Annotated in this window: 20 protein-coding genes; 8 read left to right on the forward strand and 12 right to left on the reverse strand. The window is 62.0% G+C overall.

What is annotated here, in order from left to right; all coding sequences use genetic code 11:
• Positions 1–66 precede the first annotated feature (66 nt).
• On the forward strand, positions 67–2,076 hold the full coding sequence (gene rep, locus REH59_RS27990) for a DNA helicase Rep (protein ID WP_003253537.1): 2,010 nt from the start codon (positions 67–69) through the stop codon (positions 2,074–2,076).
• A 64-nt stretch (positions 2,077–2,140) separates the two neighbouring features.
• Positions 2,141–2,713 carry a xanthine phosphoribosyltransferase gene (locus tag REH59_RS27995; RefSeq protein WP_003253535.1) on the forward strand — a complete coding sequence of 191 codons (573 nt, stop codon included), beginning with the start codon at positions 2,141–2,143 and terminating at the stop codon, positions 2,711–2,713.
• A 110-nt stretch (positions 2,714–2,823) separates the two neighbouring features.
• On the opposite strand, the gene REH59_RS28000 is transcribed toward REH59_RS27995, so the two are convergent.
• The 6 genes from REH59_RS28000 to dadA form a co-directional block, all read right to left on the reverse strand.
• Positions 2,824–4,683: an acetyl-CoA hydrolase/transferase C-terminal domain-containing protein gene (locus REH59_RS28000; protein ID WP_014860505.1), complete on the reverse strand. Its 1,860-nt coding sequence runs from the start codon at positions 4,681–4,683 to the stop codon at positions 2,824–2,826.
• A gap of 78 nt (positions 4,684–4,761) precedes the next feature.
• Complete coding sequence (locus tag REH59_RS28005) at positions 4,762–5,613, reverse strand: RHS repeat-associated core domain-containing protein (RefSeq protein WP_014860506.1); 852 nt, start codon at positions 5,611–5,613, stop codon at positions 4,762–4,764.
• Positions 5,614–5,921: 308 nt separating this feature from the next.
• Positions 5,922–6,326 carry a c-type cytochrome gene (locus REH59_RS28010; protein ID WP_033723760.1) on the reverse strand — a complete coding sequence of 135 codons (405 nt, stop codon included), beginning with the start codon at positions 6,324–6,326 and terminating at the stop codon, positions 5,922–5,924.
• Positions 6,327–6,480: 154 nt separating this feature from the next.
• Complete coding sequence (locus tag REH59_RS28015; RefSeq protein ID WP_003253526.1) at positions 6,481–7,029, reverse strand: cupin domain-containing protein; 549 nt, start codon at positions 7,027–7,029, stop codon at positions 6,481–6,483.
• Between the two features lie 107 nt (positions 7,030–7,136).
• Complete coding sequence (gene alr, locus REH59_RS28020; RefSeq protein WP_014860507.1) at positions 7,137–8,210, reverse strand: alanine racemase; 1,074 nt, start codon at positions 8,208–8,210, stop codon at positions 7,137–7,139.
• Positions 8,211–8,354: 144 nt separating this feature from the next.
• Positions 8,355–9,659 carry a D-amino acid dehydrogenase gene (dadA, locus tag REH59_RS28025; RefSeq protein ID WP_012054090.1) on the reverse strand — a complete coding sequence of 435 codons (1,305 nt, stop codon included), beginning with the start codon at positions 9,657–9,659 and terminating at the stop codon, positions 8,355–8,357.
• Positions 9,660–9,815: 156 nt separating this feature from the next.
• Between dadA and REH59_RS28030 the strand changes: the two genes are divergently transcribed.
• The gene (locus REH59_RS28030; protein ID WP_003253520.1) at positions 9,816–10,304 is read left to right on the forward strand and encodes an Lrp/AsnC ligand binding domain-containing protein; all 489 of its coding nucleotides are present in this window, start codon (positions 9,816–9,818) and stop codon (positions 10,302–10,304) included.
• A gap of 2 nt (positions 10,305–10,306) precedes the next feature.
• Here the strand turns inward: REH59_RS28030 and REH59_RS28035 are convergent, their stop codons facing one another.
• Positions 10,307–10,660 carry a YkgJ family cysteine cluster protein gene (locus tag REH59_RS28035; RefSeq protein ID WP_003253518.1) on the reverse strand — a complete coding sequence of 118 codons (354 nt, stop codon included), beginning with the start codon at positions 10,658–10,660 and terminating at the stop codon, positions 10,307–10,309.
• 144 nt (positions 10,661–10,804) lie between these two features.
• On the opposite strand from REH59_RS28035, the gene REH59_RS28040 reads away from it, so the two are divergent.
• Positions 10,805–12,097, forward strand: coding sequence for an NAD(P)/FAD-dependent oxidoreductase (locus REH59_RS28040; protein ID WP_014860508.1), 1,293 nt, complete (start codon positions 10,805–10,807; stop codon positions 12,095–12,097).
• 200 nt (positions 12,098–12,297) lie between these two features.
• On the opposite strand, the gene REH59_RS28045 is transcribed toward REH59_RS28040, so the two are convergent.
• Positions 12,298–12,528: a DUF1127 domain-containing protein gene (locus REH59_RS28045; protein ID WP_014860509.1), complete on the reverse strand. Its 231-nt coding sequence runs from the start codon at positions 12,526–12,528 to the stop codon at positions 12,298–12,300.
• Positions 12,529–12,706: 178 nt separating this feature from the next.
• Here REH59_RS28045 and REH59_RS28050 point away from each other — a divergent pair, with 178 nt between their 5' ends.
• Both REH59_RS28050 and REH59_RS28055 read left to right on the forward strand, forming a co-directional pair.
• The gene (locus tag REH59_RS28050; RefSeq protein WP_003253513.1) at positions 12,707–14,137 is read left to right on the forward strand and encodes a PLP-dependent aminotransferase family protein; all 1,431 of its coding nucleotides are present in this window, start codon (positions 12,707–12,709) and stop codon (positions 14,135–14,137) included.
• A 60-nt stretch (positions 14,138–14,197) separates the two neighbouring features.
• Positions 14,198–15,751, forward strand: coding sequence for a phospholipase D family protein (locus tag REH59_RS28055; protein WP_019752787.1), 1,554 nt, complete (start codon positions 14,198–14,200; stop codon positions 15,749–15,751).
• Between the two features lie 36 nt (positions 15,752–15,787).
• Here the strand turns inward: REH59_RS28055 and REH59_RS28060 are convergent, their stop codons facing one another.
• Positions 15,788–16,927 (reverse strand): MFS transporter, encoded by a 1,140-nt coding sequence (locus REH59_RS28060; RefSeq protein WP_003253511.1) that lies wholly within the window; start codon positions 16,925–16,927, stop codon positions 15,788–15,790.
• Between the two features lie 110 nt (positions 16,928–17,037).
• A complete protein-coding gene (locus REH59_RS28065; RefSeq protein ID WP_003253510.1) occupies positions 17,038–18,531 on the reverse strand; it encodes an aldehyde dehydrogenase in 1,494 nt (497 codons plus the stop codon).
• A gap of 196 nt (positions 18,532–18,727) precedes the next feature.
• Between REH59_RS28065 and REH59_RS28070 the strand changes: the two genes are divergently transcribed.
• Positions 18,728–19,087 carry a cupin domain-containing protein gene (locus REH59_RS28070; protein ID WP_003253509.1) on the forward strand — a complete coding sequence of 120 codons (360 nt, stop codon included), beginning with the start codon at positions 18,728–18,730 and terminating at the stop codon, positions 19,085–19,087.
• 83 nt (positions 19,088–19,170) lie between these two features.
• Positions 19,171–19,374 (forward strand): hypothetical protein, encoded by a 204-nt coding sequence (locus tag REH59_RS28075; protein WP_003253508.1) that lies wholly within the window; start codon positions 19,171–19,173, stop codon positions 19,372–19,374.
• Between the two features lie 67 nt (positions 19,375–19,441).
• Here the strand turns inward: REH59_RS28075 and rpmG are convergent, their stop codons facing one another.
• Positions 19,442–19,597, reverse strand: a complete 156-nt coding sequence (gene rpmG, locus REH59_RS28080) for a 50S ribosomal protein L33 (RefSeq protein WP_003253507.1) — start codon at positions 19,595–19,597, stop codon at positions 19,442–19,444.
• Positions 19,598–19,608: 11 nt separating this feature from the next.
• Positions 19,609–19,845, reverse strand: coding sequence for a 50S ribosomal protein L28 (gene rpmB / locus REH59_RS28085; protein ID WP_003253504.1), 237 nt, complete (start codon positions 19,843–19,845; stop codon positions 19,609–19,611).
• Positions 19,846–20,100 lie beyond the last annotated feature (255 nt).

The following is a 20,100-nucleotide window of genomic DNA, read 5'->3' on the forward strand; positions in this document are numbered from 1 at the left end:
CGCGCCACAACGGCCCCATGCCTGTTAGAATGCGCGGCTATTTTCTGGCGACCCCCGGTTTCTAGCATGTCCCGACTCAATCCCCGGCAGCAGGAAGCCCGTGACTATGTCGGCGGCCCTCTTTTGGTGCTCGCCGGTGCAGGTTCGGGCAAGACCAGCGTGATCACGCGCAAGATTGCCCACCTCATCCAGAACTGCGGCATCCGCGCCCAGTACATCGTGGCGATGACCTTCACCAACAAGGCCGCGCGCGAGATGAAGGAGCGGGTCGCCACCTTGCTGCGCCCGGGGGAAGGCCGTGGCCTGACCGTGTGTACGTTCCACAACCTGGGCCTGAACATCATCCGCAAGGAACACGAGCGCCTGGGCTACAAGCCGGGTTTCTCGATCTTCGACGAGTCCGACATCAAGGCGTTGCTGTCGGACATCATGCAGAAGGAATACTCCGGCGACGACGGCATCGACGAGATCAAGAACATGATCGGTGCCTGGAAGAACGACCTGGTCCTGCCGCCAGAAGCCCTGGAAAAGGCGCGCAACCCGCGCGAGCAGACCGCCGCCATCGTCTACACCCACTATCAGCGCACGCTCAAGGCGTTCAACGCGGTGGACTTCGACGACCTGATCCTGCAGCCGGTCAAGCTGTTCCAGGAGCACCCCGAGGTGCTGGAGCGCTGGCAGAACCGCGTGCGTTACCTGCTGGTGGACGAATACCAGGACACCAACGCCAGCCAGTACCTGCTGGTAAAAATGCTGATCGGCATGCGCAACCAGTTCACCGTGGTGGGCGACGACGACCAGTCGATCTACGCCTGGCGTGGTGCACGCCCCGAGAACCTGATGCTGCTCAAGGAGGACTACCCCTCCCTGAAGATCGTCATGCTCGAACAGAACTACCGCTCCACCAGCCGCATCCTGCGCTGCGCCAACGTGTTGATCGCCAACAATCCGCATGCGTTCGAAAAGCAGCTGTGGAGCGAAATGGGCGTGGGCGACGAGATCCGCGTGATCCGCTGCAAGAACGAGGAAGCCGAGGCCGAACGCGTGGCCATGGAAATCCTCACCTTGCACCTGCGCACCAACCGCCCGTACAGCGACTTTGCCATCCTTTACCGCGGCAACTACCAGGCCAAGCTGATCGAACTGAAGCTGCAGCACCACCAGGTGCCGTATCGCCTGTCGGGCGGTAACAGCTTCTTCGGCCGCCAGGAGGTCAAGGACCTGATGGCCTACCTGCGCCTGCTGGTGAACCCGGACGATGACAACGCCTACCTGCGGGTAATCAACGTGCCGCGCCGCGAGATCGGCTCCACCACCCTGGAAAAGCTCGGCAACTACGCCACCGAGCGCGGCATTTCGATGTACGCCGCCAGCGAAGAGCTGGGCCTGGGCGAGCACCTTGACGCGCGCTACACCGAGCGCTTGCAGCGTTTCAAGCACTGGCTGGACGGGGTGCGCCACAAGGTTGCCCTGGAAGACCCGATTGCCGCACTGCACGAGATGATCCGCGACATCGACTACGAGAACTGGATCCGCCAGCAGACCGCCAGCGACAAAGCTGCCGAGTTCCGCATCAGCAACGTCTGGTTCCTGGTCGAAGCGCTGAAGAACACCCTCGAGAAGGACGAAGAGGGTGACATGACCATCGAGGACGCCATCGGCAAGCTGGTGCTGCGCGACATGCTCGAGCGCCAGCAGGAAGAAGAAGAGAACGCCGAAGGTGTGCAGATGATGACCCTGCATGCCTCAAAGGGCCTGGAATTCCCCTACGTGTTCATCATGGGCATGGAAGAGGAAATCCTCCCGCACCGCTCCAGCATCGAGGCCGACACCATCGAAGAGGAACGCCGCCTGGCCTACGTGGGTATCACCCGCGCGCGCCAGACCCTGGCCTTCACCTTCGCCGCCAAGCGCAAGCAGTACGGTGAAATCATCGACTGCACGCCCAGCCGGTTCCTCGACGAACTGCCACCGGACGACCTGGCCTGGGAGGGCCTTGACGATGCGCCGGTCGAGGTGAAGGCCGCTCGCGGCAACAACGCCCTGGCCGATATCCGGGCAATGCTCAAACGCTGATCAACCATTACTCTTTAACTTTGCCGCCTCCAGCGGCAACCTTTGTTACATCGAGGAAATCACAGTGGAAGCACTGCATCAGAAGATTCGCGAAGAAGGCATCGTGCTTTCCGATCAGGTTCTCAAAGTCGACGCGTTTCTCAACCACCAGATCGATCCGGCGCTGATGCAGCTGATCGGTGACGAGTTTGCCCGCCTGTTCGCCGATGCCGGCGTGACCAAGATCGTCACCATCGAAGCCTCGGGCATTGCCCCGGCGGTGATGACCGGTCTGAAACTGGGTGTGCCGGTCATCTTCGCTCGCAAGCACCAGTCGCTGACCCTGACCGAGAACCTGCTGACCGCCTCGGTGTATTCCTTCACCAAGCAGACCGAGAACACCGTGGCCATCTCGCCGCGTCACCTCAACAGCAGCGACCGCGTGCTGGTGATCGACGACTTCCTGGCCAACGGCAAAGCCTCGCAGGCGCTGATCTCGATCATCAAGCAGGCAGGTGCCACCGTGGCGGGCCTGGGTATCGTGATCGAGAAGTCGTTCCAGGGCGGCCGTGCCGAACTGGACAGCCAGGGCTACCGCGTTGAATCGCTGGCCCGGGTGAAGTCGCTGGAAGGTGGTGTGGTCAGCTTCATCGAATAAGGCCTCACCGCCCCGGCGTAGGAACGGGTTTACCTGCGAATGCGATGGCAGATTCAATATCGCATTCGCGGGTAAACCCGCTCCTATATGGGGCCAGTGTGCGCAAACGATTATCCTGTCGCCTGTAACCCTGCCAGCAGTAGCCGCTGATAAAGCTCCTCTTTCAACCCTTGCGGAACCTCCAGCCCCATCCGCGCCAGATGCCGCTCATACCCTTCCGGCCCCGGTGCATCCAACGCTGCCTTGCCCAGCTCCAGCACCTCGCTCAGCTTGAACTTGCTCTTCAACCAGTTCAGCGCCCGCAACAGATCCCGCTCCTCGGCCGTAAAGTCCGTGCCCATCGGATACTCCGGGAACAGCCGCGCATGCTGTGCCCTGATCGCCTCCAGGCGTTGCGGGGTATTGTCGGTAAAGCGCGCCTCCAGCTGAAAGTCGTCGGCAAGCTTGCCAGCGTCTTTGGCCTGCTTGATCAGGCCCGGCTGGAACCGCGAATCGCTCACCGCCAACAACCGCGCAATCACTTCGCTATCAGTCTGCCCACGCAAGTCAGCAATGCCGTACTCGGTCACCACGATATCGCGCAGGTGCCGGGGAATGGTGCAGTGGCCATAGGTCCAGAACAGGTTCGAGGTCACCTCCCCGCCTGCCTCGCGCCAGCTGCGCAAGAGCAGGATCGAACGCCCGCCCTCCAGCGCATGGCCCTGGGCAACGAAGTTGTACTGCCCGCCCACGCCACTGAGCACGCGGCCGTCTTCCAGCTGGTCGGCCACCCCGGCGCCGAGCAGGGTCATGCCAAACGCGGTGTTGATGAAGCGCGCATCACGACGTTGTCGGCGCTTGAGCGCCTCCTGCCCATAGAGCTCGTTGATGAAGCTGATACGGGTCATGGCAAACTGCGCGCGCTGCTCCAGCGGCATCTCGCGCAAGCGCTGGTAGAACGCTTGCGGGCCTAGGAAAAAGCCACCATGCAGTATTGCGCCCTGCTCGTCCGCCGGGCGTCGTAGCAGCCCTGCTTCGGCCAGCACCAGCAGGCCGTTGACGAACATCTCGCTGCAGCCGTACAAGCCGTGGGTAAGGGTGTCCAGGCCCCCTTCTCGCTCGATCAACGCCTGCCACGGTCCGACATCCAGCGCCTTGAGCACCGCTCGGTAACCGGCGTTGTCGCCCTGACGTGCCAGCAATGCCGCCGCAACTGCATCGCCCATGGCACCAATGCCGATCTGCAGCGTACCGCCATCGCGTACCAGGCTGCTGGCGTGCAGGCCGATGCAGTGGTCCTGAATGCCGACCGGCATGTTTGGTGTGGAAAACAGCCGACGTTGCTCGACTTCATCGAGCAGCAGGTCGAAGGCATCGATGGGCAGCTCGGCATCGCCTGGCATGTAGGGCAGTTCGGCATGCACCTGGCCCAGCATGAGGATGGTTTCGCCTGCAGCGCGGCGCTTGGCGATCATCGGCAGCAGGTCGAGGGTGATGTCTGGGTTGCAGGCCAGGCTCAGGTGCACGGGCTTTTCAGGGGTGGCGGCCACCAACTGGGCGATCAGGTTCAGGCCTTTGGCGTTGATATCCCGTGCGGCATGGCTGTAGTTGCTGCTGACGTAGTCCTGCTGCGCCGATTCGCTGTGCAGCAGGCTGCCGGGCTGCATGAAGAACTGTTCGACCCGAATATTGGGTGGCAACGTGTCGTTGCGCAGGTCTGCGAGGTAACTGAGCTCTTCATAGTCAGCGAAGACTCGCTCGACAAAGGGTTCGAGAAAGCGCCGCTGCAGGCCATCGCCCAGTGGCGGGCGGCCGAGGGAAAGTGCGGTATAGATGGTCAGGCGCCGTTCGGGCAGCTCGCGTACGCGGGCGTAAAGCGCGTTGACGAAGGCATTGGGTTTGCCCAGGCCCAAAGGCAGGCCCATGTGGATATGGGCTGGCAGCCGGGACAAGACCTGCTCGACAGCCTGGTCGATGGCGCAGAGGTGCATCAGAGCCTCCTGAAACATCCGTGGGTTCAGGGGTTGGACATGAGCTCAAGCGGGTTGGTTGCCTAGGGCAAACGCTGGTCAACCCCACATTACTTTAAGCGTCTTACTAATTAAAAATGGAAATACCACTTCTTCGCTCACATGAACCTTGTGATACGCGCTCTTATCGATCGCTATCGCATTTTTATGAACATACCAATAGTCCTTACCGCGGACCCAGGATTCAGACTCATGGACGTAAAACCCTACTATAGATCCGTCCTGGCCTGTGTAGTTGCTGGCCGCATCAATATTCGTTGTGCCATAAACGTGCGCGCCGTAGGATCCATTCTTTGCATAGCCAGGATCGAGCCCGCTCAACAATGATTGAACATGCTTTTTCTGAGTGCCATGCACCATCCTCAATACATAGCCATCCGGCACACTTTTCAGCGATTTGACCACTTTGATCTTTGTATCGGAAGGTATATCACTGTAGGTCTTGGTAATTACTTCGGTTTCAACAACAATCGCCCGTTGCAACGTACCAGACGTCGTAGGCTTTTTCTTTGGAAAAAAATACCTGAACAATCGCGAGATAGGTTTGAATAAAGAGAAATAACCACTCGGATCTTCCCGGTTTACCGGATCCCCTAGACAGTAGGCATATGAGTTCAGACCACCCGCTGCGAACGGGCTCATGCTGTCGGGGCTAATGAAGCGCATCAATGATGGGTTGAATGCTCGACGACCGTTACCCAGTAGATAACAGCCGGTAACAGGGTCCTGTCGGCCACCATTAAAACCGAGCATGCTGTGGGACGTCGAGAGATAGCCATAAGGCGAATAGGGCAGAGGCCGAATAGCGCTGCCGGAGATGAGCCTTTGCGGCAGTGCTCGAGCGGCTGCATCCTGCTCAGTACAGTTATTGCTCACGATTTCCGGGTCCATTGTTAACCACCACCGCAATCAGAAACTTGAGTGTTCTCCACCCCTCCGAAAAATAGAACTGGTAAAAATGCTAGTTTTCATGGATCAGACTCAGACCCATTGGGGCCTCCTGGGATATCCATGGTTTTGACGCTGACGATTTGACAGCCTGCGCCTGCCCTTTTGCGGCTAAAGCCCTACAGGGGCCTCACTGCCTTGAATCCTGTGCTGTGCCTGTGGGAGCGGGCAAGCCCGCGAAAGGGCCAGCGCAGGCATCACAAAAACAAAGCCCGCCATCAACGGCGGGCCTCATGCAATTCAGCTGTAAATCACAACCCGGACATTTTCTTGATCGCCCCTTTCAGGTCTTCATCCGAGCAGTCTGCACAGGTGCCCTTTGGCGGCATGGCGTTGATGCCTGTAATGGCCTTGGCCAGGATGCCATCCAGGCCGCCCTGGTGGTCGGCGCGTTCTTTCCACGCGGCGGTGTCACCAATTTTAGGCGCGCCGAGCAAGCCGCTGCCATGGCAGGCATTGCAGTGCTTGGCGATGATTTCATCCGGCGTCTTGGCTCCCCCGCCACCCGCTGCAGCGGCCACTTCCATGCCTTTGCACTCCTGGCCCTGGACACACACCTGGCCAACCGGCTCCAGGCGTTTGGCGATGTCGTCATTGGTCGCAGCGGTTGCGCTCATTGCCCAGAGGGCGAATACGGCTGCTGGTACGGCCAGCATCTTCTTGATTTGATTCACGCGAACACCCTCATGGTGGCTAATCACGCTCGCGGCCACGGATCGGCGAGCGTTGAAAAGTATAGCGGGAACCCAGAGGCCGTGAAACGACCCCACACAGGAAAGGGGTATTGCCGAATCAATGCACTGCGCTGGATCAAAAGTTTGAAGGCGTCGCCGCACTGATCAGCCGCGCCGGCTGGTCGAATGGGTTGCGGAAGCGGTGCGGGCGGGTGCTTTCGAAGTAGTAGCTGTCGCCTTCTTCGAGAACGAAAATCTCGTTGCCGACCACCAGTTCCAGGCGGCCTTCAAGCAGGATACCGGTCTCCTCGCCGTCGTGGGTCAGCATCTCGGCACCGGTGTCCGCACCTGGCGGGTACACCTCGGTCAGAAAAGCGATGGCACGGTTGGGGTGCGACTTGCCCACCAGCTTCATGGTCACCGCACCGTCCGAGATATCGATCAGCTCGTGGGCCTTGTAGACGATCTGAGTCGGGCTTTGCGGCTCCAGCTCGACCGAAAAGAATTCGACCATGGACATGGGAATGCCGCTCAGCACTTTGCGCAGCGAGCTGATAGAGGGGCTTACGCTGTTCTTCTCGATCATCGAGATGGTGCTGTTGGTCACGCCAGCACGCTTGGCGAGTTCGCGCTGCGACAGGCCCTTGAGCTTGCGGATGGCTTGCAGTCGTTCGCCGACGTCCAAAGCTGGAGCCTCCTGAAACGGTGAAAGGGGGGTGGATGTGAACGATATCATGGCAATGCCGTTCAGTATTTACAACACACCGCCCCCAACCTGTCCGCTTCAGCGTCTCATTCGCCGACGTAGTCCCGTGGTACTCGCTTCAGGTTGCAGAAGATCTGGTACGGAATGGTGCCCGCCTGCGCGGCCACTTCACTGGCCAGCACCTGCTTGCCCCAGAGTTCGACCGGGCTGCCGACAGTGGCTTGCGGTACGTCGGTGAGGTCGATGCTGAGCATGTCCATCGACACCCGGCCGATCAGCTGGGTACGCTTGCCGGCGACCAGCACTGGGGTGCCGTTGGGCGCCTGGCGCGGGTAGCCATCGGCATAGCCCATGGCGACCACACCCACGCGGGTCGGCCGAGGGCTGACGAACTTGGCACCATAGCCCACCGGCTCGCCGGCAGGCAGCTCGCGCACGCTGATCACCCGCGATTGCAGGGTCATCACCGGTTGCAGGCGTGCGGCCTCAGCCTGCGTCACTTCGAACGGCGTGGCGCCGTACAGCATCAGGCCTGGGCGTACCCAGTCGCTGGGCGCTTGCGGCCAGCCCAGCACGCCGGGTGAGTTACGCAGGCTGCATTCGGCGGCCAGGCCCTGTCGGGCAGCTTCGAACACGGCAATTTGCTGGGCGGTAGCGTCAGCGTCCAGTTCGTCGGCGCGAGCGAAGTGGCTCATCAACACGATGCGCGAAACCTTGCCACTGGCCAGCAGTCGCTGGTAGGCATCGTGGTAGTCCTTGGGGTGCAGGCCAACGCGGTGCATGCCACTGTCCAGCTTCAGCCAGACGGTGAGCGGTTTGTGCAGCGGGGTTTTCTCGATGGCTTCCAGCTGCCACAGCGAGTGCACCACGCACCACAGGTCGTGCTCGGCGATCAGTGCCAGTTCGCTGGCTTCGAAAAAACCTTCCAGCAGCAGCACCGGGGCATTGATACCGGCGGCGCGCAGTTCCAGTGCCTCCTCGATGCAGGCCACCGCAAAGCCGTCGGCCTCGGCCTCCAAGGCCAGGGCGCAGCGCACGGCGCCGTGGCCATAGGCGTCGGCCTTGATCACGGCGAGGGCTTTGGCACCGGTCAGTTCACGGGCCAGACGGTAGTTGTGGCGCAGGGCCTGGAGGTCGATCAGGGCGCGGGCGGGACGCATGGCGGCTGCCTTATGGTGGTTCGGGTTGAAATCGGTGGTGGATTCTTCGCGGGCTTGCCCGCTCCCACAGGTCGTGCACAGCTTTCAAAAGCGGTGGTGTTCCTGTGGGAGCGGGCAAGCCCGCGAATGGGCCGGCACAGGCTATTACTGCTGGTGAGCCGGCGCGCTTTGCCCGTGCTTGGCCACTTCCCGGCTGTTGCCATACCGGGAGATATCCAGGCCTTCGGCACTGATCTGCGGCTTCTTGCGCGCAATCAGGTCGGCCAGCAAGCGACCGGAACCGCACGCCATGGTCCAGCCCAAGGTACCGTGACCGGTGTTCAGGAACAGGTTGCGGAACCCCGTGGCACCCACGATCGGCGTGCCGTCCGGGGTCGCCGGGCGCAGGCCGGTCCAGAAGCTGGCCTGGCTCAAGTCACCGCCGCGAGGATAAAGGTCGTTGACGATCATCTCCAGTGTTTCGCGCCGGCGCGGGTTCAGCGACAGGTCAAAGCCGGCGATTTCAGCCATCCCGCCAACGCGGATGCGGTTATCGAAACGGGTGATCGCAACCTTGTAGGTCTCGTCGAGAATGGTCGAGGTCGGAGCCATGTCGGCGTTGGTGATCGGCACGGTCAGCGAATAACCTTTCAGCGGGTACACCGGAGCCTTGATGCCCAACGGCTTGAGCATCTGTGGCGAGTAGCTGCCCAGCGCCAGCACGTAGCGGTCTGCCGTCTCCAGCTTGCCGTCGATCCACACGCCATTGATGCGGTCACCGGCGAAGTCCAGGCGCTGGATGTCCTGGCCGAAGCGGAACTCCACGCCCAGCTTCAACGCCATGTCGGCGAGCTTGGTGGTAAACAGCTGGCAGTCGCCAGTCTGGTCGTTCGGCAGGCGCAGGGCGCCGGCCAGGATATCTTTCACGCCGGCCAGGGCGGGTTCGACGCGGGCAATGCCGTCGCGGTCGAGCAACTCGTAGGGCACACCGGACTGTTCGAGTACGGCAATGTCCTTGGCCGCAGCATCGACCTGGGCCTGGGTGCGGAACAGCTGGGTGGTGCCCAGGCTGCGGTTTTCGTAGTTGATGCCAGTTTCGGCGCGCAGCTCGTCGAGGCAGTCACGGCTGTACTCGGACAGGCGCACCATACGCTCCTTGTTCACCGCGTAACGGCTGGCGGTGCAGTTGCGCAGCATCTGTGCCATCCACAGGTACTGGTCGACGTCGCCCGTGAGCTTGATGGCCAAGGGGGCGTGACGCTCCAGCAGCCATTTGATGGCTTTGAGCGGTACACCAGGGGCAGCCCAGGGTGAGGCATAGCCGGGCGAGATCTGGCCGGCGTTGGCAAAGCTGGTTTCCATGGCCACCGCCGGCTGGCGGTCGACCACCGTGACTTCGAAACCTTGCCGGGCCAGGTAGTAGGCACTGGCGGTTCCGATTACACCGCTACCAAGTACCAGAACTCGCATCGTTTTATCCCTCACACGCGGCGCGCCGCACACTTTTATTGAAATGGCATGAATGGGCGCAGTATAGGAATTTGAGACCAGTGCAATTCACTATATAAAAGCCTATTATTGGCGAGAATTCTCGGCAAAATCGCCTTTCACGGAGGGGCATCCCCTATGAGAACCCAGCACCAGACCAAGCGTGAACTGGACAAGATCGACCGCAACATCCTGCGTATCCTGCAGAATGACGGGCGTATTTCCTTCACCGAACTGGGCGAGAAAGTTGGGCTGTCCACCACCCCTTGCACCGAGCGGGTTCGCCGCCTGGAGCGCGAGGGCATCATCATGGGCTACAACGCCCGCCTGAACCCGCAGCACCTCAAGGGCAGCCTGCTGGTGTTCGTGGAAATCAGCCTGGACTACAAGTCGGGCGATACCTTCGAGGAGTTCCGCCGCGCGGTTTTGAAGCTGCCCCACGTGCTGGAATGCCACCTGGTGTCGGGCGACTTCGACTACCTGGTGAAAGCGCGTATTTCGGAAATGGCCTCGTACCGCAAGCTGCTCGGCGACATCCTGCTGAAACTGCCGCACGTGCGCGAATCGAAGAGCTACATCGTGATGGAAGAGGTGAAGGAGAGCCTCTGCCTGCCGATCCCGGACTGAGGCTAGACCAGCACCTGGCGGGTGGTGGCAATGAACTGGTGGACCAACTGTTCAGCGGCGGGGTCGATCATCGGTTCAGGGCCACGACCCCGCGGGCAGGCCATGCGCGGGGTGGTACCGAACAGCCGGCAGATCATCGGCCGCTCTTCATACACCGTGCAGCCGTTGGGGCCCAGGTGCACGCAGTCCAGACGCTCCAGAGCAGCGTCCTGCTCGGCCTGGGACTTGCGCGGCAGGCGGGCCATTTCCTCCGCCGAGGTGGTGACCGGGCCGCAGCAGTCGTGGCAGCCGGGCTCGCACTCGAAAGAGGGGATGAGTTCGCGCAGGAAGTGGATCTTGTGGCGGTTACAGGACATGACGGGATACAAGCTGACAAAAGTGATTGGATTATAGGCTTATTCGCGGGCTCACCCGCGAACGAGCATGAAGCCCTCGCTGGTTGCCCGGCCGCGATGGCACAGCTTATCCTCGTCCCCCCTCCATTTTTCAGGGCCGCCCCAATGATCCACAGCGCGCAGCACGCCGCCTCCTATTACGCCGCCAGCAGCGCGCCACACCCCGACCACGCCTTCCTGCAAGGCGAACACAACGCTGACGTGTGCATCATCGGCGGCGGCTACTCCGGCCTGAACACAGCCATCGAGCTGGCCGAGCGTGGTTTCTCGGTCATCCTGCTGGAAGCGCGCAAACTTGGCTGGGGCGCCAGTGGGCGCAATGGCGGGCAACTGATCCGAGGGGTCGGCCATGGTCTGGAGCAGTTCCTCCCGGTCATCGGCGAAGAAGGCGTGCGCACCATGAAACTGATGGGCCTGGAGGCCGTACAGATCGTGCGCGAGCGGATTGAAAAGCATGCCATCGCCTGCGACCTGGCCTGGGGCTACTGCGACCTGGCCAACAAACCCGCCGAGCTGCTGGGCTTTGCCCAAGACGCCGAGGACCTGCGCAGTCTGGGCTATGCACATGAGCTGCGGCTGGTCGGCAAGGACGATATCCACAGCGTGGTCGGTGCCGATTGCTACGTGGGCGGGTTGGTCGACATGGGCTCCGGGCATCTGCATCCGCTCAATCTGGCACTGGGTGAAGCCGCCGCAGCCGCCCGCCTGGGCGTGAAGTTGTTCGAGCAATCCGAAGTCACCCGCATCGACTACGGCACAGAAGTGCAGGTGCATACTGCCCAAGGCCGGGTACGCGCCAAGACCCTGGTACTGTGCTGCAACGCCTACCACAACGACCTCAACCGCGAGCTGGGCGGCAAGGTACTGCCGGCCGGCAGCTACATCATCGCCACCGAGCCGCTGGGCGAAGAACGCGCACGCACATTGCTGCCGCAGAATATGGCGGTGTGTGACCAGCGCGTGGCGCTGGACTACTACCGCCTGTCCGCCGACCACCGCCTGCTGTTTGGCGGTGCCTGCCACTATTCAGGCCGCGACCCGAAGGACATCGCCGCCTACATGCGGCCAAAGATGCTCAAGGTGTTCCCGCAGCTTGCCGACGTGCGCATCGACTACCAGTGGGGTGGCATGATCGGCATTGGTGCCAATCGCCTGCCGCAGGTTGGCCGCCTGGCCAGCCAGCCGAACGTGTATTACGCCCAGGCCTACTCGGGCCATGGGCTCAACGCCACCCACCTGGCCGCACGCCTGCTGGGTGAAGCCATCAGTGGCCAGGAAAGCGGGTGCTTCGACCTTTTCAACAAGGTGCCGCACATCACCTTCCCTGGCGGCAAGCACCTGCGCTCGCCACTGCTGGCGCTGGGGATGCTGTGGCATCGCCTCAAAGAGCTGGCCTGAAAGTCCCCATCCTTGTGGCAGCAACTGTCTTGCTTAAAATCTAAGAGCTGACTAGCCCCCTGTGGGAGCGGGCGTGCCCGCGAACACGGGCGAAGCCCGTGCCATCCTCCGCGACGCCTGCTTCGCGGGCATGCCCGCTCCCACGGGGTCGGAGCAAGTTTCAAGTCTGGGGCACAACAGGCCCTTCAGCGACCACCGTGTCAGTCCTTCCAGAAGGGTTTCCGCCCTTCTATCCGGGCCTGCTCCCAGCTCAGCCCGACATCGTGCAACTCGTCATCGGTCAGCTGCAGCAACGCCCTGCGGGTATGCCAGCGATGCAGCATCAGCCCCCAACGCCCCAAACCCTCTGGCGCGTTGAACACCTTGGCCTGCTGCCCGGCTTCCAGTTCCTTGGCCAACAGTTGCAAGCGCACATCGCTCATGCCACCCATCACCGCATCCTCCCGTTCAGTGGTTACCGTGGAGAAAGCATGCGCGTCGGCACCCTCGACAATACAGATCCAATACAGCCTTATTATTCCCATACAGAATTGGCCGCTGGCCGACTGAATGCTGTATTTTCGGGCCAACTGTACCGGTCGCTATGCCAATGCAGCGCAGGAGTATGCCGTGACCCTCTACCTGAATCTCGCCGAAATACTCGGCGCCCGCATCGAGCAGGGGCTCTATCGCCCCGGCCAGCGCCTGCCGTCCGTGCGCGCACTGAGTGAGGAGCACGGGGTCAGCCTGAGCACCGTGCAGCAGGCCTATCGCATACTCGAAGACAGCGGTATGGTCTCGCCGCGGCCCAAGTCCGGCTACTTCGTCAGCGACCAACGGCAGTTGCCGGCACTGCCCGCAGTTAGCCGCCCGGCCCAGCGCCCGGTGGACATCTCGCAGTGGGAACACGTGCTGGAGCTGGTGCGCAGTACGCCGCGCCAGGATGTGGTGCAACTCGGCCGCGGCATGCCCGACATCGACAGCCCTACCCTGAAGCCGCTGCTGCGCAGCCTTGCCCAGTTGAGCCGACGCCAGGACATGCCTGGCCTGTACTACGACAACATCCACGGTAACCTGGCCCTGCGCGAACAGGTGGCCCGGCTGATGCTCGACTCCGGCTGCCGCCTGGGGCCGGCCGACCTGGTGATCACCACCGGCTGCCATGAGGCGCTGTCATGCAGCATCCGCGCGGTCTGCGAGCCAGGCGACATCGTCGCGGTCGACTCGCCCAGCTTCCACGGCGCCATGCAAACCCTCAAAGGCTTGGGCATGAAAGCGCTGGAAATCCCCACGGACCCGGTCACCGGCATCAGCCTGGAGGCGCTGGAACTGGCCCTGGAGCAGTGGCCGATCAAGCTCATCCAGATCACCCCCAACTGCAACAACCCGCTGGGCTACATCATGCCCGAGGCACGCAAGAAGGCCCTGTTGAGCCTCGCCCAACGCTATGACGTGGCAATTCTGGAAGACGATGTGTACGGCGACCTGGCCTATACCTACCCACGCCCACGCACCCTGAAGTCGTTCGACGACGATGGCCGCGTGCTGCTCTGCAGTTCGTTCTCCAAAACCCTCGCGCCCGGCCTGCGGATCGGCTGGGTGGCGCCCGGGCGCTACCTGGAGCGTGTGCTGCACATGAAGTACATCAGCACCGGCAGCACCGCCAGCCAGCCTCAGCTGGCCATCGCTGACTTCATCGCCGGCGGCCACTACCAGCCCCATGTGCGGCGCATGCGCAGCCAGTACCAGCGTGGCCGCGACCTGATGGGCGACTGGGTGACCCGCTACTTCCCGGCGGGCACCCGGGTGAGCCGGCCCCAGGGCGGCTTCATGCTGTGGGTGGAATTACCCGAACATCTCGATACGCTTCGGCTGAACCGCGCTTTACTGGAGCAGGGCGTGCAGGTTGCCGTGGGCAGCATTTTTTCGGCCTCGGGCAAGTTCCGCCACTGCCTGCGCATGAATTTCGCCGCCAGGCCAACGCCGCAAATCGAAGCCTCCGTGCGTAAGGTAGGTGAAACCGCCCTTCGTCTACTGGATGACGAAAGCGCCGACGCGTAACTTTGCGCCGCCCGTCACGGTCAAACCCCTAAAGCCCTTGCTGCACAGGACGGTCCACCCTTGAGACTCCAGCGAGCCTTGCCTCTGCTGCTGGTGTTGTTGCTCGGCCTTGCCGGTTGCACAAGCATCAGCGCGCCCCGCGAAACCAGTCAGGCGTTGCCTGCCCACGATTCGGCCTTTGGCCGCTCGGTGCTGCGCCAAGCCGCGCCCTATGGCGGCCGCTCGGGCTTTCGCCTGCTGCCCAACAGCAACGAGGCATTTCGCGCCCGCGCCGAACTGATACGCAACGCCCAGGCGAGCATCGACCTGCAGTACTACATCGTCCACGACGGCCTCAGTACCCGCGCCCTTGTGCATGAACTGCTGCGCGCTGCCGACCGTGGCGTGCGCGTGCGCATCCTGCTCGACGACACCACCAGCGACGGCCTGGACACCGTCATGGGCACCCTTAATGCCCACCCGAACATCCAGATTCGAGTGTTCAACCCACTGCATCTGGGGCGCAGTACCGGCGTTACGCGCGCCGTGGGCCGGCTGTTCAACTTGTCGCGCCAGCACCGGCGCATGCACAACAAGCTGTTCCTGGTGGACAACAGCATGGCCATCGTCGGCGGGCGCAACCTGGGCGACGAGTATTTCGATGCCGAGCCCAACCTCAACTTCACCGACATCGACCTGCTGGGCGTGGGCCCGGTAGCCGAGCAGTTGGGGCACAGCTTCGACCAGTACTGGAACAGCGCCCTCAGCCGGCCGATCACCGACTTCCTCTGGCATGACCCGGATGCCAACGACCTGCGGGCCAGCCGCCAGCGCCTGGAAGTGTCGCTGGCCAAAGCCAGGACCCAGCGCAAGGCCCTGTACGACCGCTTGATGGCCTACCAGTCGCAGCCGCGCCTGGATGTGTGGCGCAACGAGCTGATCTGGGCTCACGCCCAGGCGCTATGGGATGCGCCCAGCAAGGTGTTGGCCGAAGACGAACCGGACCCGCAATTACTGCTGAGCCAGCAACTGGCACCGGACCTGGCTAACGTGCACCGCGAGTTGGTCCTGGCATCGGCCTACTTTGTACCGGGCGAACCGGGGCTGCTGTACCTGACCGGCCGCGCCGACGCTGGCGTTTCGGTGAAGCTGCTGACCAACTCGCTGGAAGCCACCGACGTGCCGGCAGTGCATGGAGGCTATGCCCCCTATCGTCGTGCCTTGCTTGAGCACGGGGTGCAGCTTTATGAGCTTCGCCGCCAGCCAGGCGACCCCAGCGCGGGGCGATTGAGTTTCCGTGGCAGCTCGGATTCTAGCCTGCACACCAAGGCGATCGTGTTCGACCGGCGCAAGACCTTCATCGGCTCGTTCAACTTCGACCCGCGCTCAGTATTGTGGAACACCGAGGTCGGGGTACTGGTGGACAGCCCGGAGCTGGCCGAATACACCCGCGAGCTGGCCCAGCAGGGTATGGCACCTGCGCTGAGCTATCAGGTGAAACTGATAGGTAACAAGCTGGTATGGGCGACCGAGGACAATGGCCAACGGCACGTGCTGACGTCTGAGCCGGGTGGGGTCTGGCGGCGGCTCAATGCCTGGATCAGCAAGGCGGTTGGCTTGGAGAAAATGCTGTAGCTGCGATTCCGGGGGCCTTGCGGCCCCCAAAAATCATCAGGCAGAAACCGGCTCAAAGGCTCCGCGCCGCCGGGTCAATACCACCAACCCCGCAGCCCCGGCCGCCATCAGGAACAGCAACGCATGCCCGCTGATCCACTGGCTCCCCGCCCCCGCCAACAACGGCCCGAGCAAACAGCCAATACCCCACAGCTGGGCCACGTGGGCATTGGCCCGTACCAACTCATCATCGCGGTAGCGCTCACCGATCAGCACCAGCGACAAGGTGAACAAGCCGCCGGCACTGGCGCCGAACAACACCCACAACGGCCAGATAACCGGGGTGTGCAACAGCAGCGGGATCGCCAGACTGGACACCAGCAGGGTCACCGCACAGCCAGTGAACAGGGTACGTCGCGACATATGGTCGGCCAGCGCGCCGATGGGCAATTGCAGCACCGCATCACCCACCACCACGGTACTTACCATGAACAAGGCGATTTCGGTGCTGAAGCCCTGCTGCAGGCAATACACCGGCAGCAAGGTGAGGATCATCGCCTCGAACGAGGCGAACAGGGCAATGGCCCAGGCAATTACCGGCAAGCGTCGGCAGAAGGCAAACAGGTCGCCAAAGGTGACACTGCAGGCTTCCGTGCTCGGCGCCCCACCACGCCCCAGCAGAACCAGCGGCGCGGCCAGCAGCAGGCCAGTCGCCGCCCAGAAACCGAAGTCGTCATCAGAGCCGAGGAAACCCAGCACCAACGGCCCGGCCAACTGGCTCAGGGCGTAGCTGCTGCCATACAGCGCCACCAACCGGCCACGCCACTGTTCGACCACCAGTTGGTTGATCCAGCTTTCGCCGAGGATGAACACCACGGTCAGGGACATGCCGATCATCAGCCGCAGCAGCAGCCATAACGGGTAACTAGGCAGCAGCGCGAGCAGGCCAATCGACAGCGCCCCGCCCCACAGGCACAGGCGCATCGCCGACGGTACGCCAACCCACCCTGCCAGGCGGCTGGCCAGGCTGGCGCCGGCCAGTACGCCCAACGCCGGCATTGCCGCCATCACGCCGATGGCGAAGCTGCCGTAGCCCCAGGCCTCCAGGCGCAGGGACACCAGCGGCATGCTCACGCCAAGCGCCAGCCCGACACTGAGCACCGATGCCAGTACGGCGAAGTAGGTACCCCAACGCATTACAGCCTCCCAGCCAATATTTCCAGGGGCCCATTTGCGGGCAAGCCCGCTCCTGCAACGGTCACTAAGACCTGCAGGAGCGGGCTTGCCCGCGAAAAGGACCTACCGGGTTACAGCTTGATCCAGGTCGCCTTCAGCTCGGTGTACTTCTCCAGTGCGTGCAGCGACTTGTCACGGCCGTTGCCCGACTGTTTGAAGCCACCGAACGGCGCGGTCATGTCGCCACCATCGTACTGGTTGACCCAGACGCTGCCCGCACGCACGGCACGGGCGGTCTTGTGGGCTTTGGAAATGTCCGAAGTCCAGATACCAGCGGCCAGGCCATACGGGGTGTCGTTGGCAATGGCCACGGCTTCTTCGGCGGTGTCGAAGGCAATCACCGACAGCACCGGGCCGAAGATTTCTTCCTGGGCAATGCGCATGGCGTTAGTCACGCCGTCGAAGATGGTCGGCTCGACGTAAGTGCCGCCGGTCTCTTCCAGGGTGCGCTTGCCGCCGGCCAGCAGCTTGGCGCCGTCCTTGTGGCCAGCCTCGATGTACGACAGCACGGTGTTCATCTGCTGGGTATCGACCAAGGCACCGACAGTGGTCTGCGGGTCCAGCGGGTTGCCTGGCTTCCAGCCCTTCAGGGCCTCTACCACCATCGGCAGGAACTTGTCCTTGATCGAACGCTCGACCAGCAGGCGGGAACCTGCAGTGCACACTTCGCCCTGGTTGAAGGCGATGGCGCTGGCGGCGGCCTCGGCGGCAGCTTGCAGGTCCGGGGCGTCGGCAAAGACGATGTTCGGGCTCTTGCCACCGGCTTCCAGCCAGATGCGTTTCATGTTCGACTCGCCCGCGTAAACCATCAGCTGCTTGGCGATCTTGGTCGAACCGGTGAACACCAGGGTATCGACGTCCATGTGCAGGGCCAGTGCCTTGCCCACGGTGTGGCCATAGCCTGGCAGCACGTTCAGCACGCCAGCCGGGATACCGGCTTCGATCGCCAGTTGGGCGATGCGGATGGCAGTCAGCGGCGATTTTTCGGACGGCTTGAGCACGACCGAGTTACCGGTGGCCAACGCCGGGCCGAGCTTCCAGCAGGCCATCAGCAGCGGGAAGTTCCAAGGTACGATGGCACCGACCACACCTACCGGCTCGCGAGTAACCAGGCCAAGCTGATCATGCGGGGTCGGGGCAACTTCGTCGTAGACCTTGTCGATGGCTTCGGCAGTCCAGTGGATGGCTTGGGCCGCACCTGGGATGTCGATACTGGAGGAGTCGCCAATCGGCTTGCCCATGTCCAGCGTTTCCAGCAGCGCCAGCTCTTCGACGTTCTTGCGCAGCAGGTCGGCGAAACGGATCAGCTTGGCCTTGCGCTTGGCCGGGGCCAGCTGCGACCACACGCCGGAGTTGAAGGTGGCACGGGCGTTTTCAACAGCGCGGTTGGCATCGGCCAGGTCGCAGCTGGCAACCTTGGCCAGGAAGCGTCCGTCGACCGGGCTCAGGCACTCGAAGGTTTCACCGGATGCGGCATCGGTGTATTCGCCGTTGATGAAGGCACGGCCTTCGATCTTCAGTTGCTGGGCACGTTGTTCCCAGTCCGCACGGGTCAGGGTGGTCATACGAAACTCCTCCTCTTGTTTAGGTGCAACGCCGCACTGAGGACTCACAGGCGTTGTCAGAATTCTGGCCGGGCGCCAAGCGCACACTGGCAAGCGATACCCTAAACCAGCCGGTGTAAACTATCAATATATTTGACACGAGAGGCTCAAAAGCCTACTGATGTTCATTTTATTAAACAACAACAGGAGCCGAACCATGAGTATCGATAGCATCATCGACTTCGCGCAGGTCCTCACCGAAGCCGAACGCTACCGCCCGGCTGCAGAGAAAATTCTCAAGGGCGAACCGGACCAGGCGGTCTACAACCATTATTCCAGCCCGTGTGGGCAGTTTGCCGCTGGCGTATGGGAAGGTGAGGTGGGCCAGTGGACAGTGAACTACACGGAGCACGAATACTGCGAGATCGTCCAGGGCGTTTCGGTGCTGCGCGACCAGGACGGTGGGGCTAAAACCCTGCGTGCCGGCGATCGGTTTGTCATCCCCGCCGGCTTCAAAGGCACTTGGGAGGTGCTGGAGCCGTGCCGCAAGATCTATGTGATGTTCGAGCAGAAATAATTATGTAGCGCAGGGAGTTTGCAGGCATGCGTGAGGATGACCCTGCCCGTTTCGGGCCATTCAGCCTCACAAGGAAAATCAGCATGACCAACGAAGAAGTTCTGCAAACCCTCGCTCACCTGGTCGGCACCCGCTACGTGCCGGAACTGAAAGGCACCATCTGCGCCCTCACCGGGCGCACTCGCGTGGTTGGCCCCAACGAGATGTCCACCCGCGACTACGACGCCGAGCGCATCCAGATCAAGGCCGACGCCGACCTGATGATCCAGAGCTTCGCCTTCAACTGACCCTGCTGCAGCCCAAAAAAAACCCGCGTCCTTTCGGATGCGGGTTTTTTTTCAGGTCGCCGATCAATTACTTGATCTTGGCTTCCTTGTACACCACGTGCTTGCGAACAACCGGATCATATTTCTTGATCTCGATTTTGTCCGGGGTGGTGCGCTTGTTCTTGTCGGTGGTGTAGAAGTGGCCGGTACCGGCACTCGAAACCAGACGGATCAATTCACGCATGATGCTCTCCCTTAAACCTTGGCGCCAGCTTTACGGATGTCAACCAGAACGGCGTCGATGCCGCGCTTGTCGATGATACGCATGCCTTTGGCGGAAACGCGCAGACGCACGAAACGCTTCTCGGATTCAACCCAGAAACGGTGGTGCTGCAGGTTCGGCAGGAAACGACGACGGGTTTTGTTGTTTGCGTGGGAAATGTTGTTCCCGGTTACTGGACCCTTACCAGTAACTTGACAGACTCTCGACATGACTCAGCCCTCTAAAACCACATGCCCAACCCGGCATGGGTTGGCCGCTTAATCTCTCAGTCTTTGGCGCCTGAGCGCCGTGATTCTGGAGGCCTTATCGACCGGATCCGCTTATGCGACAGGCCGAGCCCCTAGAAAAGAGCGCTGCTTTATACCAGAAAGACTTGGCTGCAACAACAGTAGATGCACATTACCGCTAGCCAGAACGCGCCGGGCCAGCATAGCGGCAGGCCCCGCCAGTCGTCGACCGCTCGT

Origin of the sequence: Pseudomonas sp. BO3-4, from assembly GCF_034044115.1 — a bacterium.
In the GTDB taxonomy this organism is placed as follows: Bacteria; Pseudomonadota; Gammaproteobacteria; order Pseudomonadales; family Pseudomonadaceae; genus Aquipseudomonas; species Aquipseudomonas alloputida.

Excerpts from the sequence above, each read along its gene's own strand:
- REH59_RS28000 (WP_014860505.1), bottom strand. The coding sequence starts at position 4,683 with ATGCACCTCTGCGCCATCGACCAGGCTGTCGAGCAGGTCTTGTCCCGG.
- rpmG (WP_003253507.1), bottom strand. The coding sequence starts at position 19,597 with ATGCGTGAATTGATCCGTCTGGTTTCGAGTGCCGGTACCGGCCACTTC.
- REH59_RS28005 (WP_014860506.1), bottom strand. The coding sequence starts at position 5,613 with ATGGACCCGGAAATCGTGAGCAATAACTGTACTGAGCAGGATGCAGCC.
- REH59_RS28030 (WP_003253520.1), top strand. The coding sequence starts at position 9,816 with ATGAGAACCCAGCACCAGACCAAGCGTGAACTGGACAAGATCGACCGC.
- REH59_RS28010 (WP_033723760.1), bottom strand. The coding sequence starts at position 6,326 with ATGCTGGCCGTACCAGCAGCCGTATTCGCCCTCTGGGCAATGAGCGCA.
- REH59_RS28040 (WP_014860508.1), top strand. The coding sequence starts at position 10,805 with ATGATCCACAGCGCGCAGCACGCCGCCTCCTATTACGCCGCCAGCAGC.
- REH59_RS28045 (WP_014860509.1), bottom strand. The coding sequence starts at position 12,528 with ATGGGTGGCATGAGCGATGTGCGCTTGCAACTGTTGGCCAAGGAACTG.
- REH59_RS28060 (WP_003253511.1), bottom strand. The coding sequence starts at position 16,927 with ATGCGTTGGGGTACCTACTTCGCCGTACTGGCATCGGTGCTCAGTGTC.
- rep (WP_003253537.1), top strand. The coding sequence starts at position 67 with ATGTCCCGACTCAATCCCCGGCAGCAGGAAGCCCGTGACTATGTCGGC.
- dadA (WP_012054090.1), bottom strand. The coding sequence starts at position 9,659 with ATGCGAGTTCTGGTACTTGGTAGCGGTGTAATCGGAACCGCCAGTGCC.
- alr (WP_014860507.1), bottom strand. The coding sequence starts at position 8,210 with ATGCGTCCCGCCCGCGCCCTGATCGACCTCCAGGCCCTGCGCCACAAC.
- REH59_RS28075 (WP_003253508.1), top strand. The coding sequence starts at position 19,171 with ATGACCAACGAAGAAGTTCTGCAAACCCTCGCTCACCTGGTCGGCACC.
- REH59_RS28070 (WP_003253509.1), top strand. The coding sequence starts at position 18,728 with ATGAGTATCGATAGCATCATCGACTTCGCGCAGGTCCTCACCGAAGCC.
- REH59_RS28035 (WP_003253518.1), bottom strand. The coding sequence starts at position 10,660 with ATGTCCTGTAACCGCCACAAGATCCACTTCCTGCGCGAACTCATCCCC.
- REH59_RS28065 (WP_003253510.1), bottom strand. The coding sequence starts at position 18,531 with ATGACCACCCTGACCCGTGCGGACTGGGAACAACGTGCCCAGCAACTG.
- rpmB (WP_003253504.1), bottom strand. The coding sequence starts at position 19,845 with ATGTCGAGAGTCTGTCAAGTTACTGGTAAGGGTCCAGTAACCGGGAAC.